This window comes from Mesorhizobium sp. M0571, from assembly GCF_040320985.1.
Taxonomy (GTDB): domain Bacteria; phylum Pseudomonadota; class Alphaproteobacteria; order Rhizobiales; family Rhizobiaceae; genus Mesorhizobium.
On the sequence record NZ_JAMYQT010000038.1, the window covers coordinates 13298 to 28396 of the forward strand.

At 61.3% G+C, this 15099-nt stretch carries 13 protein-coding genes and 2 pseudogenes; 14 read left to right on the forward strand and 1 reads right to left on the reverse strand.

From position 1 onward, the window contains the following. Positions 1–46: 46 nt before the first annotated feature. The 9 genes and pseudogenes from bioB to NKI85_RS28950 all read left to right on the forward strand — a co-directional run bounded on the left by bioB (position 47) and on the right by NKI85_RS28950 (position 8423). Positions 47–1045, forward strand: a complete 999-nt coding sequence (gene bioB / locus NKI85_RS28910) for a biotin synthase BioB (protein WP_352779619.1) — start codon at positions 47–49, stop codon at positions 1043–1045. After that, positions 1042–2181, forward strand: a complete 1140-nt coding sequence (locus NKI85_RS28915; RefSeq protein ID WP_352779589.1) for an 8-amino-7-oxononanoate synthase — start codon at positions 1042–1044, stop codon at positions 2179–2181. The genes bioB and NKI85_RS28915 overlap by 4 nt, the downstream gene beginning before the upstream one ends. An 11-nt stretch (positions 2182–2192) precedes the next feature. Beyond that, complete coding sequence (gene bioD / locus NKI85_RS28920) at positions 2193–2828, forward strand: dethiobiotin synthase (protein WP_023679599.1); 636 nt, start codon at positions 2193–2195, stop codon at positions 2826–2828. Next, on the forward strand, positions 2828–4093 hold the full coding sequence (locus tag NKI85_RS28925; protein ID WP_352779591.1) for an adenosylmethionine--8-amino-7-oxononanoate transaminase: 1266 nt from the start codon (positions 2828–2830) through the stop codon (positions 4091–4093). The genes bioD and NKI85_RS28925 overlap by 1 nt, the downstream gene beginning before the upstream one ends. Next, positions 4090–5073, forward strand: a complete 984-nt coding sequence (gene bioZ / locus NKI85_RS28930; RefSeq protein ID WP_352779593.1) for a 3-oxopimeloyl-[acyl-carrier-protein] synthase BioZ — start codon at positions 4090–4092, stop codon at positions 5071–5073. Before NKI85_RS28925 ends, bioZ begins: the two co-directional genes overlap by 4 nt. Before the next feature lie 92 nt (positions 5074–5165). Then, positions 5166–5408, forward strand: a complete 243-nt coding sequence (locus tag NKI85_RS28935; RefSeq protein WP_352496597.1) for an aspartate 1-decarboxylase — start codon at positions 5166–5168, stop codon at positions 5406–5408. Between the two features lie 103 nt (positions 5409–5511). Further along, positions 5512–5676, forward strand: a pseudogene (locus NKI85_RS28940) (NrtR DNA-binding winged helix domain-containing protein); the annotation flags it as partial. A 623-nt stretch (positions 5677–6299) separates the two neighbouring features. Further along, positions 6300–6956 (forward strand): antitoxin Xre/MbcA/ParS-like domain-containing protein, encoded by a 657-nt coding sequence (locus NKI85_RS28945; RefSeq protein WP_352577960.1) that lies wholly within the window; start codon positions 6300–6302, stop codon positions 6954–6956. A 315-nt stretch (positions 6957–7271) separates the two neighbouring features. Beyond that, the gene (locus tag NKI85_RS28950) at positions 7272–8423 is read left to right on the forward strand and encodes a porin (RefSeq protein WP_352779595.1); all 1152 of its coding nucleotides are present in this window, start codon (positions 7272–7274) and stop codon (positions 8421–8423) included. 566 nt (positions 8424–8989) lie between these two features. Here NKI85_RS28950 and NKI85_RS28955 read toward each other — a convergent pair. Further along, a pseudogene (locus NKI85_RS28955) lies at positions 8990–9970 on the reverse strand (S46 family peptidase). Between the two features lie 424 nt (positions 9971–10394). Here NKI85_RS28955 and groES point away from each other — a divergent pair. The 5 genes from groES to NKI85_RS28980 all read left to right on the forward strand — a co-directional run bounded on the left by groES (position 10395) and on the right by NKI85_RS28980 (position 14928). Continuing rightward, positions 10395–10691, forward strand: a complete 297-nt coding sequence (gene groES, locus NKI85_RS28960; RefSeq protein ID WP_352453535.1) for a co-chaperone GroES — start codon at positions 10395–10397, stop codon at positions 10689–10691. A gap of 65 nt (positions 10692–10756) precedes the next feature. After that, the gene (groL, locus tag NKI85_RS28965; RefSeq protein ID WP_352671077.1) at positions 10757–12412 is read left to right on the forward strand and encodes a chaperonin GroEL; all 1656 of its coding nucleotides are present in this window, start codon (positions 10757–10759) and stop codon (positions 12410–12412) included. Positions 12413–12721: 309 nt separating this feature from the next. Beyond that, positions 12722–12871, forward strand: coding sequence for a hypothetical protein (locus NKI85_RS28970; RefSeq protein WP_352779598.1), 150 nt, complete (start codon positions 12722–12724; stop codon positions 12869–12871). A gap of 96 nt (positions 12872–12967) precedes the next feature. Next, positions 12968–13171 (forward strand): ABC transporter permease family protein, encoded by a 204-nt coding sequence (locus NKI85_RS28975; RefSeq protein WP_352779600.1) that lies wholly within the window; start codon positions 12968–12970, stop codon positions 13169–13171. 674 nt (positions 13172–13845) lie between these two features. Beyond that, on the forward strand, positions 13846–14928 hold the full coding sequence (locus NKI85_RS28980; protein ID WP_352779621.1) for an HPP family protein: 1083 nt from the start codon (positions 13846–13848) through the stop codon (positions 14926–14928). Positions 14929–15099 lie beyond the last annotated feature (171 nt).

Here is a 15099-nt window from a genome sequence, read left to right on the forward strand (position 1 = left end):
TCAATCAGACAGCAAAGCAAGGCAGAACCGGAGGAACAGCATGGACATGCAAACAGCCAGTCCAACGCAGACATCGCCACAGGCTCAATCCCCTGACCCTGGAGCGTGGACCCTGGAGAAGGCTCGGGCACTTCACGATGCCCCCTTCAACAATCTCCTCTTCCTCGCGCAAACCGTGCACCGCCAGAATTTCGATCCCAACAAGGTCCAGCTCAGCCGGCTGCTCAGCATCAAGACGGGCGGATGCCCGGAGGATTGCGGCTATTGCAGCCAGTCGGCGCATCACGAGACCGGCCTGAAGGCGTCGAAGCTGATGGAGGTCCGGCGCGTCGTCGCCGAGGCGAAGAAAGCGCGTGACGCTGGCGCAACCCGCTATTGCATGGGAGCCGCCTGGCGAAACCTCAAGGCGCGCGACATGGATGCCGTGGTGGCGATGGTCGAAGGCGTCAAGGCGCTGGGCATGGAGACCTGCATGACCCTCGGCATGCTCGATCGTGAGCAAGCCGCTCGACTGAAGCAGGCTGGTCTCGATTTTTATAACCACAACATCGATACGTCGGAACGCTACTATAGCGAGATCATCAGCACGCGGAGCTTTGCCGAGCGGCTCGAGACGCTCGAGCACGTTCGCCAATCCGGCATCAAGGTCTGCTGCGGCGGCATTGTCGGCATGGGCGAGGAGCCGGTGGACCGCATCGGCATGCTGGTGACGCTGGCCAACCTGCCGGAACATCCGCAAAGCGTTCCGATCAACATGCTGATCCCGATCCCCGGCACCCCGCTTGCCGACGCCAAGCCCATCGAGCCGATTGAATTCGTGCGCGTGATCGCGCTGGCCCGCATCATGATGCCGAAATCGCATGTCCGTCTTTCCGCCGGCCGCACCGCCATGACCGACGAGATGCAGGCGCTGTGCTTTTTTGCCGGCGCCAACTCGATCTTCGTCGGCGATACGCTGCTGACTGCGGACAATCCGGGCGAGGACAAGGATAGCCTATTGTTCCGGCGTCTCGGCATCGAGCCGATGGAACTCGAGGCGCAATGAACGGGGCACCGCTTGCCCGCTATGAGGCGACCTTGGAGGGACTGGCGCGCAAGGACCGGCTGCGGACGCTGAAGCCGCGCGCCGGGCGCGACTTCTCGTCGAACGACTATCTCGGGCTTGCCGCCTCCAAAAGACTTGGCGAAGCGGTTGCGGCGGCGATTGCGCGGGGCACGTCGGTTGGCGCCACCGGGTCGCGGCTGTTGCGCGGCAATGCACCGGAACACGAGCAGCTCGAGGCAGACGCGGCGGCATTCTTTGGAGCCGACCGCGCGCTGTTCTTCGGCAGCGGCTACATCGCCAACTTCGCTCTGCTGACTGCGCTGCCGCAGAAGGGCGACCTTTTGGTCCTCGATGAGCTCGCCCATGCCAGCATGCATGAGGGGGCACAGGCCGGACGTGCCGAGTTCAAGCTGGCCGCGCACAACGACGTCGATGCTGTCGAGGACGCGATCAAGCGTTGGCGCGCCGAAGGCGGCATGGGATGCGTCTGGATTGCGGTGGAAAGCCTATACAGCATGGATGGCGACTGCGCGCCTTTGGAGAGCCTGGCCGCGCTTGCCGATCGGCACAACGCATTCATCGTCATTGACGAGGCGCACGCGACCGGCGTCTGGGGACCGGACGGCCGGGGGCTGGCCGCCGCTTTCGAGGGCCGCGACAACATCGTCGCGCTCCACACCTGCGGCAAGGCGCTCGGCGCATCTGGTGGGCTCGTGACCGGGCCGAGGACACTGTGCCAGTATCTGATCAACCGTTGCCGGCCATTCATCTACGCCACCGCGCCATCGCCGCTGATGGCGGTCGCGGCGCGCGAAGCGCTCGCAATGCTCGCCGACGAGCCTATGCGGCGTTTTCAGCTGCATGAACGCGTCGCCCTCGCAGGCCGCCAATTGGTCGATCGCTGCGGCGTGATACCAAGTGGCTCTCAGATCCAGCCCTTGGTGATCGGCGATGTCAGGCGCACCATGGCAGTGTCGGCGCGCCTGCAGGCCCGCGGCTTCGACATACGCGGCATTCGTCCGCCGACCGTGCCCGAGGGCACGTCACGGCTGCGCATCTCACTGACGCTCAATATCGGCGAAGCCGACATTTCCGCCATGGTCGAGGCGCTCGTCGAGGTGTTGGCCCAGACATGACCGGAGGCGACATGACCAAGCGCATCGTCATCACCGGAACAGACACCGGAATTGGCAAGACGGTGTTTTCGGCCGGGCTTGCCGGCCTGCTTGACGGTTTCTACTGGAAGCCGGTGCAATCGGGCCTCGACGGCGAGACCGACAGCGAGGCGGTTGCGCGACTTGCCGGGCTGCCGTCGGGGCGCGTGCTGCCGGAAGCCTACCGCTTGAAGAGCCCGCTTTCGCCGCATCGTTCGGCCGAAATCGACGACGTTTCGATCGAGGCTGCCGATCTTTCGTTTCCGGTCCTGCCGACACCGCTCGTCATCGAAGGCGCCGGCGGGCTGATGGTGCCGCTGAACCGCCGGACAAGGTTCATCGACATATTCGAGCAATGGCAGTTGCCGGTCATTCTGTGCGCCCGCACCGCGCTCGGAACAATCAATCACACCCTGCTGTCGATTGAGGCCCTGCGGGCGCGCGCTATCCCGCTGGCTGGCATCGCCTTCATCGGCGATGAGATGACCGATACGCAACGGACGATCGTGGAATTCGGCGACGTGCCGCAACTCGGCAGGCTGCCGCACCTCGATCCGCTGACGGACAAAACGCTGAGACAAGCGATGATTGCCGGCTTCGACCTCGCTTTGATTGCCGGAGGCGAGTGATGTCGCATTCCCGTGTGTGGCATCCCTTCACCCAGCACGCGCTCGAGCCTTCGACCCCTAAAATCCTGCTGACTGAAGGGGCCTATCTCCACAAGGCCGACGGAGCGCGCATTCTGGACGCCATTTCCTCCTGGTGGGTCGTCACCCATGGCCACCGCCATCCCCGCATCATGAAGGCCATCGAGACGACCGCGTCGAGCCTCGATCAGATCATCTTTGCGGGCTTCACCCACGAGCCGGCCGAACGGCTGGCCAGGGCGCTTGTCGACCTCGCACCCGCCGGCCTCGACCGGGTGTTCTATTCTGACAGCGGCTCGACCGCCGTCGAAGTCGCGCTGAAGATGGCGCTCGGCTATTTCCGCAACATCGGCGCGCCGCGCTCGCGCCTCGTCGTCATGGAGCACAGCTATCATGGCGACACGATCGGCACGATGAGCGTCGGTGCCCGTGGCGTGTTCAACGCCGCCTACGAACCCTTGCTGTTCGAGGTCGACACCATTCCCTTCCCGGCCGCCGGCCGCGAGCAGGAAACGCTGGATAGATTCGAGGCCGTCAGCCGCGACCGGCGCGCCGCCGGGCTGATCGTCGAACCGCTCGTGCTTGGCGCCGGCGGCATGCTGATGTATCCGGCCTGGGTTCTGTCCGAGTTGAAAAACATCACTGAGGCCTCCGGCACACTGCTGATCGCCGATGAGGTGATGACCGGCTGGGGGCGCACCGGAACCATGTTCGCCTGCGAGCAAGCGTCCATCTCTCCAGACATCCTGTGCACCTCGAAGGGCCTGACCGGCGGTGCCGTCCCGCTGGCCGCTACGCTCGCCACCGATGCCATCTTCCAGGCTCACTATTCGGCGGATCGCAAGAAGACGTTTTTCCACTCGAGCTCCTACACCGCCAATCCGATTGCCTGCGCGGCCGCACTCGCCAATGTCGAGATCTGGCGCGACGAGCCGGTGGCCGAGCGTATTGCGGCCTTGAGCGCGAGGCAGGCCGCCGGACTTCAACGCTTTCGCCACAATCGCTACTTCACCGACAGCCGGGTGACCGGCACGATCGCGGCCCTCGATCTGCGCACAGCCTCAGCCGGCTATCTGGCCGAGATCGGACCTAAGCTGCGGGCCTTTTTCCTCGAGCTCGGACTGCTTGTGCGCCCGCTCGGCAATGTCCTTTATCTCCTGCCGCCCTATTGCGTCACCGGCGACGAGCTCGATCGGCTCCATGACGCGATCGAGGAGGCCGGCGAACGCTTCGGCTCAAAGCCATGAGCAGGTTGTCGCGCCTTCTCGGGTTTGGCCATCATGCGCCTGGGCGAAAGGTGGCGAATGCCGAAATCGAGAACAATCTCGGCCTGGAACCGGGCTGGATCGAGCGGCGTACTGGAATCCGGTCGCGCTTCTGGGCAACGGACGAAGACACGCTGTCTGGTCTTGCTGCCCAGGCCGGGGCCATGGCGCTGGCCAGCGCCGGCATTGCGCGCCACGACATCGGTCTGCTGCTGCTTGCCACCTCGACGCCCGATCACCTCCTGCCGCCCAGCGCGCCCCTGGTCGCACATCGGCTGGGGCTCGGCCGCGCCGGCGCTGTCGATCTGACCGGCGCCTGCGCCGGGTTCATCTATGCGCTGATGTTTGCGGACGGATTTACCCGCCTGCACGGCAAAGCGAGCCTTGTTATCGCCGCCAATATCCTCAGCCGCCGCATCAATCCCTCTGAGCGCGCCAGCGCCGTGCTGTTTGCCGATGCCGCCGGCGCCCTCGTGATCGGTCCCTGCGAGGATACTGATCGGGGGATTCTCGGTGCCTCCGTGGATTCGGACGGCTCGCGATACGGGCTGATCCAGATTCCCGCAGGAGGAAGCAACAAGCCGTTCCACGGTGACCTCGACCTCGCGCAAACCCGAATGACGATGACCGACGGCCGCGAAGTGTTCGCAAAGGCCGTCGAGATGATGACCGATTGCTCGATAAGCGCGCTAGCCGCTGCCGGAGTGCGACCACAGGATGTCGACCGGTTCGTGCCGCATCAGGCCAATGCTCGCATTTTCGATGCGGTCGGGCGAAACCTCGGCTTTGCCGATCACCTGATCGTCAAGACGATCGCCGAATATGGCAACTCTTCCGCCGCGACGATCCCGCTCTCACTGTCGCTCGCCAATCAAGCGGAGCCGTTTCGGCCGGGCGAGAAAATACTCCTGGCGGCGGCAGGTGCGGGACTCAGCGGCGGGGCGCTCGTCGTCGGGATTTAGCCCAGCGAAGCTGCTCAACATCAGGACTGACTTTGTGAGATGAATAGGACAACAGGACCAATGCGAAAATAGTCGCCGGCAAGCTGCACGGCATCCACGTCACCGAGCAAAGCTCAACTACCACGGTTCGATACTGCTCGACCCTGACCACGCGAAGAACCCGGGATCCTGCCAATGGATTCGTGGAGACATGGAGCAAGACTTCCGGCGCGCGAATCTCGACCTATGTCATCCTCGGCGAGCGCGGCTCTCGATGCTGCATCCTCAACGGCGCGGCCGCCCGGAACCTGCCAGCCCACTCCATCCATCTGGACGAAGCGCACATTCCTGTCTGAAGCCGCGGATCGTTACGTTCGTCATCAACAATGTCGTCGGCTTCTCGCCGATGGCAATGCGCTGACGCGGACGGCGTTGACGATTACATCGGCAGGGGCGCTTCAGCAGAACTTTCGCCGGTTGATGGAGCAGCAGGAACTGGTGGAGGAGACCGGCGAAAGTGCTTTTGATACCGGCGGTCGGCCGGCGAAGCTTTATCGCTTCCGCCACCATGTCCTCGACGAAACGGCGGTCGCCCGGACAAAATTGCCGCTGGCGCGGGCTTGACATCCTTTATACTCAACGTAGAAATATACCCTTATAATCAATTCGATTATAACGAGAAATTCATTCGCAAGTCCAAACCCACGGTCTCGCTCGGGAAGCCCGTATGAGTGGATCGAAGTGATCTTGGAAATGAAACGCCCGAGGACGGGCTTTCAACCTTTGTCGTGAAGGAGGTGCCGCGCGAGTGGGCCAATGCCTTGCGGCAACGGTGAAGGATGTATACCGCCAGTAAACACGTGCGTCAAAGTCGCTGTCGAATGTACAGTTCGTCCAAATGTGCGATACGTTCGATTTGTGCAAGTAACAATGGAAAAGTGTTGCATAAAAGAAACGTCTAATTATATAAAACTGGCAAGCTAAACTTTAAACTTGCACAAATGAGCATCGCGGATAGCGTCCCACTGTGAAGCGTGCACTGCGATGTGCGTCTGTTTCGATCGTGGGGGGCAAGACGGTCGTCAATTGATGTTCTTCCCTTTTTATTGAGAGGCAAAAGTTGAAGCCGCAAGACGGCTGCTAGGTTGCGCGCATACGAAAACGCAACACATCGCCGTCCCCCCAACTTCATGTCTTCAACGCTCTTTCGGAGGCTTGCTGAGGGAATGCTATTGGGAAAGCCAGATATGTCCGCGTCGAGTGATCTTGGGGATGAAAAGCGCCAGACCGAGCTTTCAAGCTTTGTCATGAGGGAGGTGCAGCGCATTCTTGCCCAATGCGATGAGGCGAAGCAGGGTGACAAGGCTGCTGTTGCGCCTTCTGGTTCTCCTTCCAACGAATTGACCGTCGTGGCCGCCGAATTTCTTGGTAGGCTCGAGGCCGAAGCAGCGCGACGGCTAAACGCCCAGGCGGGTGAGATCGCTTCGCGACCACGGGCAGCCGATCATCCGCTCGGGCATCCGGTTCTGAAAGATTGCCCGAGAGAAGGCGCGCGCATTGCAGAATGGGCCGGTCCAGTTGCGGGGTCGACGCATCTCGAGAGACGTTTTGGAATACCGCGGTCCACTTTGTATTGGTGGCAGCAACACAATGATGTGGTTGCCTTTCGGAGAGGCTCCCGTAAGCATGTATTTCCCCTGGCTCAGTTCATCGACGGCAGGCCTATGCCCGGAATCAGGCAGGTCCTTTCCTCGATCTCCGATCCCAGACTGGCTTGGCTGTGGCTGATCAGCCCCTCGCCTCTTCTCAAGGGTCGCGTCCCTATCGAATTGCTCAGAGAAGGTATGAACACAGAAGTTGTTTCATCCGCCGCCCAGGCTGTTTCTCTGATTGAATCTATCTGACAATTGGCCGGATGCCGATGGCTGTCCGCGCATTATGTAAGTGCGCACAAGCAGATGTACCAATTGTGCGATTTGTGCAAATGTATAGTTGTTCAATTTGTGCAAGTAATACAATAGATATAGTGGCAATAATGCAACGGATACTTCTATATATGGTTGGCAGACGGAATTTGAACTTGCACTAATTCGCCCAGCGAATAGCGTTCGAGCCGGGAAGGATGCATCGCGATGCGCATCTTTTTCGATCGTGGGGACAGGGAGCGGTTCGTCCATCGACGTCCTCGCCCTTTTCAAATCATTGAATGGAGATCAATTATGAACATCAAGAGCCTTCTTCTCGGCTCCGCTGCGGCTCTGATCGCAGTTTCCGGCGCCCGCGCCGCCGACGCGGTGACCGTCGCCGAGCCGGAACCGGCTGAATACGTCAAGATCTGCGACGTCTACGGCTCGGGCTACTTCTACATCCCCGGCACCGAGACCTGCCTGCGCATCGGCGGCTATGTCCGCTACGACATCGGCGTCGGCGACGTTGGATCCTACGACGGGGCGCGGACCCACGACGTCCAAGACGGCAGCGACCAGGGCACCTGGCGCAAGAACGCCCGCTTTGACCTAAGGACTTGGACCGGCCAGGAAACTGAACTCGGTACTTTGAAGACATACACCGAGACCAAATTCAATTTCGGTAACCGCAACGCCTATTCGGGTCCCGACAGTCCCCAGAACTATGCCTTCAACAAGGGCATCACACTGAACTTCGCCTGGATCCAGCTTGGTGGCCTGCGCGTCGGTAAGGACGAATCGGCCTTCGATACGTTTATCGGCTATGCCGGCAACGTCATCAACGATACGCTCGTTCCCTACGGCGATTTCGACACCAACGTCGTGCAGTACTACTTCGACGCCGGCAATGGCTTCTCCGCCGTGGTATCGCTCGAAGAGGGTTCTGGCGTCGTCGGCACGATCGACAGCTACGTTCCGCATCTTGTCGGCGGCGTGAAGTACACGCAGGGCTGGGGCGCCATCACCGGCGTGATCGCCTACGACAGCAACTACGAAGAGGTAGCCGGCAAGGTCCGCTTGGATGTGAACGCCACCAACGAACTGTCGCTGTTCATTATGGCTGGCTATGGGACCGACGACAACCTAACGGATGGGACCTACGCTATTCCTGCCGGCGGTCGCGGCTTCTACAAGCAGTGGGGTGGCAACTGGGCCGTCTGGGGCGGCGGCACCTACAAGTTCAACGAGAAGACCTCTTTCAACCTTCAGGCGGCGTATGACGAGTGGAAGAACCTCGGCATTGCCGCCAATGTCGCCTACGATATCGTTCCTGGTCTGACGATCACGGCCGAAGTCGACTATCTCCACGCTGGCAAGTTCGGGGATGTGGACTTCTCTAACTGGACCAATGCCGACAAGAAGAACAGCGTCGGCGGTCTGCTCCGCTTCCAGCGCTCGTTCTGAGGATTGAAGAGCCCGTTGCCCCGCGTTCGGAGCGCTAACTGCGAGCCTAATTTGCGGCCGAACCATTGTGGTGAGGCTTGTAGAGGTTTTCGGCGAATTGCTTGATCACGGACCTCCAATCCGAGCATTTCGTCGATGAGAAGGGCGCCCTGTTCCCGGGCGCCCTTTTTTAAGGGTTATCATCAGACTCTCTCCCGGGGGAATTGTGGGTAAGAAACAACGCATCGTCCTGCAGGCAGCTGTTGCAGCTGTTTTGGCGTCTGCCTTTGGCTTTTTTCTGCTGATCCTGATCGTGCAGATGGTCAGTTTTTTGGTTGACTAGGCACGCGCAAGCGGGATGGATCGCGCAGAGACACGCGGAAGTTTTTTTCGCCAGCGAAACCCCGACGACCTGATGGGGAGTCGCGCCAGCAGGGTGGGCGCCACGTCCAGTGCCACCGACCATGCGAGATGCCGATTGTTGGCGCGTCTGTCAGTTCGCGCGGCCATATTCATTCTGGTGCCAATCTGTTGCCTTTTCTGCTTTTCCCATGCGTTTTAGGCCGAGCCATTTGTGAAGCGGGCGGTCAATGGATCTGCGCCTCGCGATTGCCTGCCGTTGCCTGGTTGATCTGGGCGGCATAATCCGAGAGCGAACGCTGCAACCGCGGTTCGAATTGCGCGAAGTTGAACCGGACTTCATCCGCCGTCAGGAACTGGTGGGTTGCGCCGGGAAAGCCGGCGACCATCACAAGGTCGCCTTCCTTGACGCCTTCACAGGCTATGGGTAGCCAACTCTTCGGCCGGTAAGGCACATTGTCGCGCGCATATGGCCGGGAGCAATCATCAGGAGCGACATAGGCGCGATAAAAGCCGAAGTCGCCTGTGTGGCGCGGCCACATCCAATTGTCCGTTTCGCCGCCGAAGTTACCGATGCCGAGCGCGGGCGCATAGACAAGGCGCACGTCCTCGATTTCGAGCTTCTGCTGGAGATAGTAGGAGGCGCCGCCATAATAGGCCCCAACGTCGCAGCGGCGATTGGGCTGTCCTTCACATGCGGCGATCAGGGCCTTGCGGTTCGTGGCGAGCCGCTCATAGCGGGCAAACCATTCAGCTTGTCCGAGACGCCCTTGAGCATTTCGGCGGTCACATCCCGCATGTCCTCGATCACATAGATTCGGCTGCCTGGCGCCGCGGGCAATTCTTCACCCAGGGCTCTTCGCCAGAAACCCGTCTGTGAGATAGTCCTGGCCCTCCTTGCTGTGGTATTGGATGGATTCGAACACGCAGTGATGATTGGTTGCGACCAGCCCTTGTGGACTGACGAACGAGGCGGAGCATCCGCCCAGTGATACGATCGCGTTGAGCGGGTCAGCGTCCAGACGGCCCAGCTGGGCGGGATCGATCTGGAGCCCATCCGCGCGCATGGCCGCGCCCACTTCCGCAGTCTGGCCCGGCATCCACATATCTTCGTCCGCCGACGTAGCCGTGACCGTCCAGAGCAAGGCGATGGCAGTTGCTTTGGCCAAACATTTCAAATTCGAGTTCATGCTGACTGTCGCTCTCATCTTGCCTCCTGTTCTCCGCAGATTGGATTGGTGACTATCGGGATGGCCGGAGTCCTGGCGCCCGCGCGGCGGCCACACCGTAAAGACCGAGTGGACCGTTAACCGCAAGAGTCCTGATGGCGCTCACCTCTCATATTTGTCGCGGGCAACGTTTGCGGATCATCCGCTGCACCAATCGTGCCAAATAAATAAAGCCCTCAGTTACAAATGGTGAGCCGCCCCATCCATGTCCGATCTCCGACGTCGTCTACGTAAAGGGCTCAGTGCTTCCACGCTCGTTTGCTCTTCGCCGGTCCCTCTTCCGTCTTGACTAGCAGGAGCCTACGGCCTATCTGACTGCCGCGTTAGCACTCGCTTCTGGTGAGTGCTAAACACGCTCCGGCAACGGAGAACCGTTCAACATCCGCACCAGGGAAATCCAAAAATGGCAAAGTCGAATTTCCGGCCGCTGCATGACCGCGTGGTCGTTCGCCGGGTCGAGTCCGAAGCGAAGACCGCCGGCGGGATCATCATCCCCGATACGGCTAAGGAAAAGCCGCAGGAAGGCGAGATCATCGCCATCGGTTCCGGCGCCCGTGACGAGGTCGGCAAGCTCGTCCCGCTGGACGTCAAGGCCGGCGACCGCATCCTGTTCGGCAAGTGGTCGGGCACCGAAGTCAAGCTCAACGGCGAAGACCTTCTGATCATGAAGGAAGCGGACATCATGGGCGTCATCGGCTGACACGCCGCCGCCTTTCATCCGCACCATCCAATCTGAATTTCGGGCGAAATGCCCAGGAGTAAAAAATGGCTGCCAAAGACGTAAAATTCTCCCGCGACGCTCGTGAGCGCATGCTGCGCGGCGTCAACATCCTCGCCGACGCGGTGAAGGTCACGCTCGGCCCCAAGGGCCGCAACGTCGTCATCGACAAGTCGTTCGGCGCGCCGCGCATTACCAAGGACGGCGTCACCGTCGCCAAGGAAATCGAGCTTGAAGACAAGTTCGAGAACATGGGCGCGCAGATGGTCCGCGAAGTGGCGTCGAAGACCAACGACATCGCCGGCGACGGCACCACGACCGCGACCGTTCTGGCGCAGTCGATCGTCCAGGAAGGCCACAAGGCGGTTGCCGCCGGCATGAACCCGATGGACCTCAAGCGCGGCATCGACCTCGCCGTCGCCGACGTCGTCGCGACGCTGATCAAGAACGCCAAGAAGATCAAGACCTCGGAAGAAGTTGCCCAGGTCGGCACCATCGCCGGCAATGGCGACGTTTCGGTCGGCTCGATGATCGCGGAAGCGATGCAGAAGGTCGGCAACGAGGGCGTCATCACCGTCGAGGAAGCCAAGACCGCCGAGACCGAGCTCGAAGTCGTCGAAGGCATGCAGTTCGACCGCGGCTATCTCTCGCCCTACTTCGTCACCAACGCCGAAAAGATGGTTGCGGATCTGGAAGACGCCTACATCCTTCTCCACGAGAAGAAGCTCTCCAACCTGCAGGCCATGCTGCCGATCCTCGAGGCCGTCGTGCAGACCTCGAAGCCGCTGGTCATCATCTCGGAAGACGTCGAAGGCGAGGCCCTGGCCACGCTGGTCGTCAACAAGCTGCGTGGCGGCCTGAAGATCGCCGCCGTCAAGGCGCCGGGCTTCGGTGATCGCCGCAAGGCCATGCTGGAAGACATCGCCATCCTCACCGGTGGCCAGGTCATCTCCGAAGACCTCGGCATCAAGCTCGAGAATGTCGGCCTGAACATGCTCGGCCGCGCCAAGAAGGTGTCGATCTCCAAGGAGAACACCACCATCGTTGACGGCGCCGGCAAGAAGGAAGAGATCCAGGGCCGCGTCGCCCAGATCAAGCAGCAGATCGAGGAGACCACCTCGGACTACGACAAGGAGAAGCTGCAGGAACGTCTTGCCAAGCTGGCGGGCGGCGTTGCCGTCATCCGCGTCGGCGGTGCGACCGAGATCGAAGTCAAGGAAAAGAAGGACCGCGTCGATGACGCCCTCAACGCGACCCGTGCGGCCGTCGAAGAAGGCATCGTTCCCGGCGGCGGCGTCGCATTGCTGCGCGCTTCGCTGGCCATCACCGTCACCGGCGCCAACTCCGACCAGACCGCAGGCATCAGCATCGTGCGTCGCGCGCTGCAGGCTCCGGCCCGTCAGATCGCGGCCAACGCCGGTGCGGAAGCATCGATCGTCGCCGGCAAGATCCTCGAGAACAAGGGCGCGACCTTCGGCTACAACGCCCAGACCGGCGAATATGGCGACATGATCGCCATGGGTATCGTCGATCCGGTCAAGGTTGTGCGCACGGCTCTGCAGGACGCGGCCTCGGTCGCCGGCCTGCTGGTCACCACGGAAGCCATGATCGCGGAGGCTCCGAAGAAGGAGTCGGCTGGCGGCGGCATGCCGGCTGGTATGCCCGGCGGTGGCATGGGCGGCATGGGCGGTATGGATTTCTAATTCAGCCAATCTCGCAAGCTTACGGACAGGGCGGCAGCGATGCCGCCCTTTTTTATGTGCCGAGCATGATCGACAGCTTTAGACGTGCAAGTCCTCTACGCAGCCTGATGGCGGCGAAGCGCAACGGCGTCGTCGTGAGACGGGGTCTGGCCGTGTCCTTTCGTTCAGCCGCTGGTCGAAACTCACGATGATCGTGCTGCCTTCCGCCGTGCGTCGATCTTTACAGGGCTGCGAGAAGGCCTTGCCAACGGCTGGCAGACCCTGGTTGCGGTAGAACTCATCGCATCGTTCGAAGGGCTCCGATACCTGATGGCCTATGGTCGTCAGCTCTTTCAATTGGAACTCGTCTTTTCGGCCATGATCGTGGTCGGCCTGACCGGATTGGTGATCCACGGCCTGCTCACGCTTGCCGAAAACTATCTGCAACGCTGGCGTCCGGAGACCCCACGATCAGCCTGATCACGATTGCAGGTCGGGATAGGCTGTCGCGGCGCTTCCATCGCACCGCCGGCCTTCCGCTTCATCGGCCGACATCTGCGGCCGCTTGCGGTGCTGATGGCGCTGCTCGCGATTTGGGAGTTGCTCGCCCATGCCGGCGCTGCTGACCCACGTTTTCTACCGCGGCTGGAAGAGGTGGCGGCCCGCGGCATGGCAGAGTTCAGCCGAGGTGGCCTCGGCTCCAATCTTCTGGTGAGCCTGGAACGTGACCTGATCGGTCTCGTGTGTGGCAGTGTGGCGGAATCGCGCTTGGTCTGGTGATCGGATTTTCTCGCCTCATCGAACGCCTGAGAGGCTCGTGGTCGCGGTTGTATTACCGCTATTACGTGACCTGATCACGTTGACGATGCCAGCACCTTCATTGGCCACTTTCTGGACCATGTACGTCACATCAGGCCTCCCCCGCCCGATCGACACGAGCCGGCTCTGTAATCAAGCCGCCGTCATATGGCGGTTCCACGACGGCACTGGCGGCAGTCGTCTTCTCAGCGGCAACAGGTGGACGTTTCAGCAGCCAACGAATACGATGGTGGCAAGGACAGGCAGACCAAGCACCGCGTACAAGCCGTACTCCGCTGGAGTGCGCCTCGGAAGTGGAGCGGCAAGGGCCTGATTTGTCTTGCCATGCCGACATTGTCAGCACGCTTTTCGAAGCCTCTGAATTCCTTAGTGTCCATCCCAGCTCGACCTCCGACCATCCCCATTTCCGGCTGCCCGCGGCACGGCAGCCCTTGGCCTCTAGCTGCGCTCGAGCGAATCAGCGTGCCGTCCGCCTCCTCTGGCTGATCAAAATGTCTGCACCCATTTGGCAATGGCCGTTTCGCGCAAAAGTATTCCCCCGTGAGCCGGCTTTCCGAATTGGCTTAACTTCCAAATCTGTGGCTTTGCCTGCATTGCGGAGCGCGGAGTTCCGACCACTCGCCCAAGGGTATGCCATGGCGTTTCGTCTCTTTGTTCCGATCCTTGCCGGTGCAACGCTGCGCGAGCGGCTGCTCGCCTGCATCGGGGCCATGATCGGCATCGCATTGACTGGCGTGATCAGTGCGCTGGCGAACGGGTCTGGCCCACATGTCGCACTGCTGGTTGCTCCAATGGGAGCATCGGCCGTGCTGCTCTTTGCCGTGCCTTCAAGCCCGCTCGCGCAACCTTGGTCGATTATCGGTGGCAATACGATTTCGGCGCTGGTCGGGGTGATCGTGGCGCATTTCGTGCATGAACCCGTCCTTGCTACCGGCATTGCGGTGGCGCTGGCCATCGCCGCCATGTCGTTCACGCGCTGCCTGCATCCGCCGGGTGGCGCCGCCGCCTTAACCGCGGTGTTCGGCGGACCGGCCGTCTTCAGCTCGGGCTTGCTGTTTCCCTTCGTTCCGGTAGCGCTGAACTCGATCGTGCTGGTCGCACTCGGCTACGGCATCCATAAACTGTCGCGGCGCAACTATCCGCATGTGGCGGCCCCCGCCTTTAAAAGCGCGCATGGAACCATCGATCCGCCGGCGCGGGAGCGGGTCGGCTTCCAGCCCGAGGATGTCGATGCCGCGCTCGGCGCGCTGGAGGAAACCTTCGATATCGACCGCAACGATCTTGAGCGGCTGCTACGGCAGGTCGAGTTGCAGGCGATGGTGCGCTCCCACCGGACCCTGCTGTGCGAGGACATCATGTCGCGCGATGTGATTTCGGTCGATGAACATGCGCCTGCCGACCAGGCGCGTCATTTGCTGCTCGATCACAACATCCGGACGCTGCCGGTGACCGACGCCGAGGGCGGGCTGGTCGGTGTAGTTGGCCTGCGCGAGCTGACGAAGGCGACCGACACGGTGAGGGCTGTGATGTCGAAGGCTAGCACCGCGTCTCCCGATACGCCGGCGATGAGCCTGCTGCCGGTGCTCACCGACGGCCGCAGCCATGCCGTGGTCATCGTCGATACCGAGCGACGCATTATTGGGCTGATCACCCAGACCGACCTGCTGACAGCGGCAGCGCGCGTGCACATGGCCGACACAACGCTGGCAGCGGCATAAAGTAGTGATCCGGACTTGCTCAATCCGGGAACCCGATGGGGCGCCAATAGGATAGCGGTATTAAGTGCGGCCTTCCGCCTAAGACAATTCCTTTTTACGAGTAGATCAACCCTGAAACGCGACCGCGTGCTCAGGCATCTGGTTCACGTAGGCCAAGTACGACTGCAACAA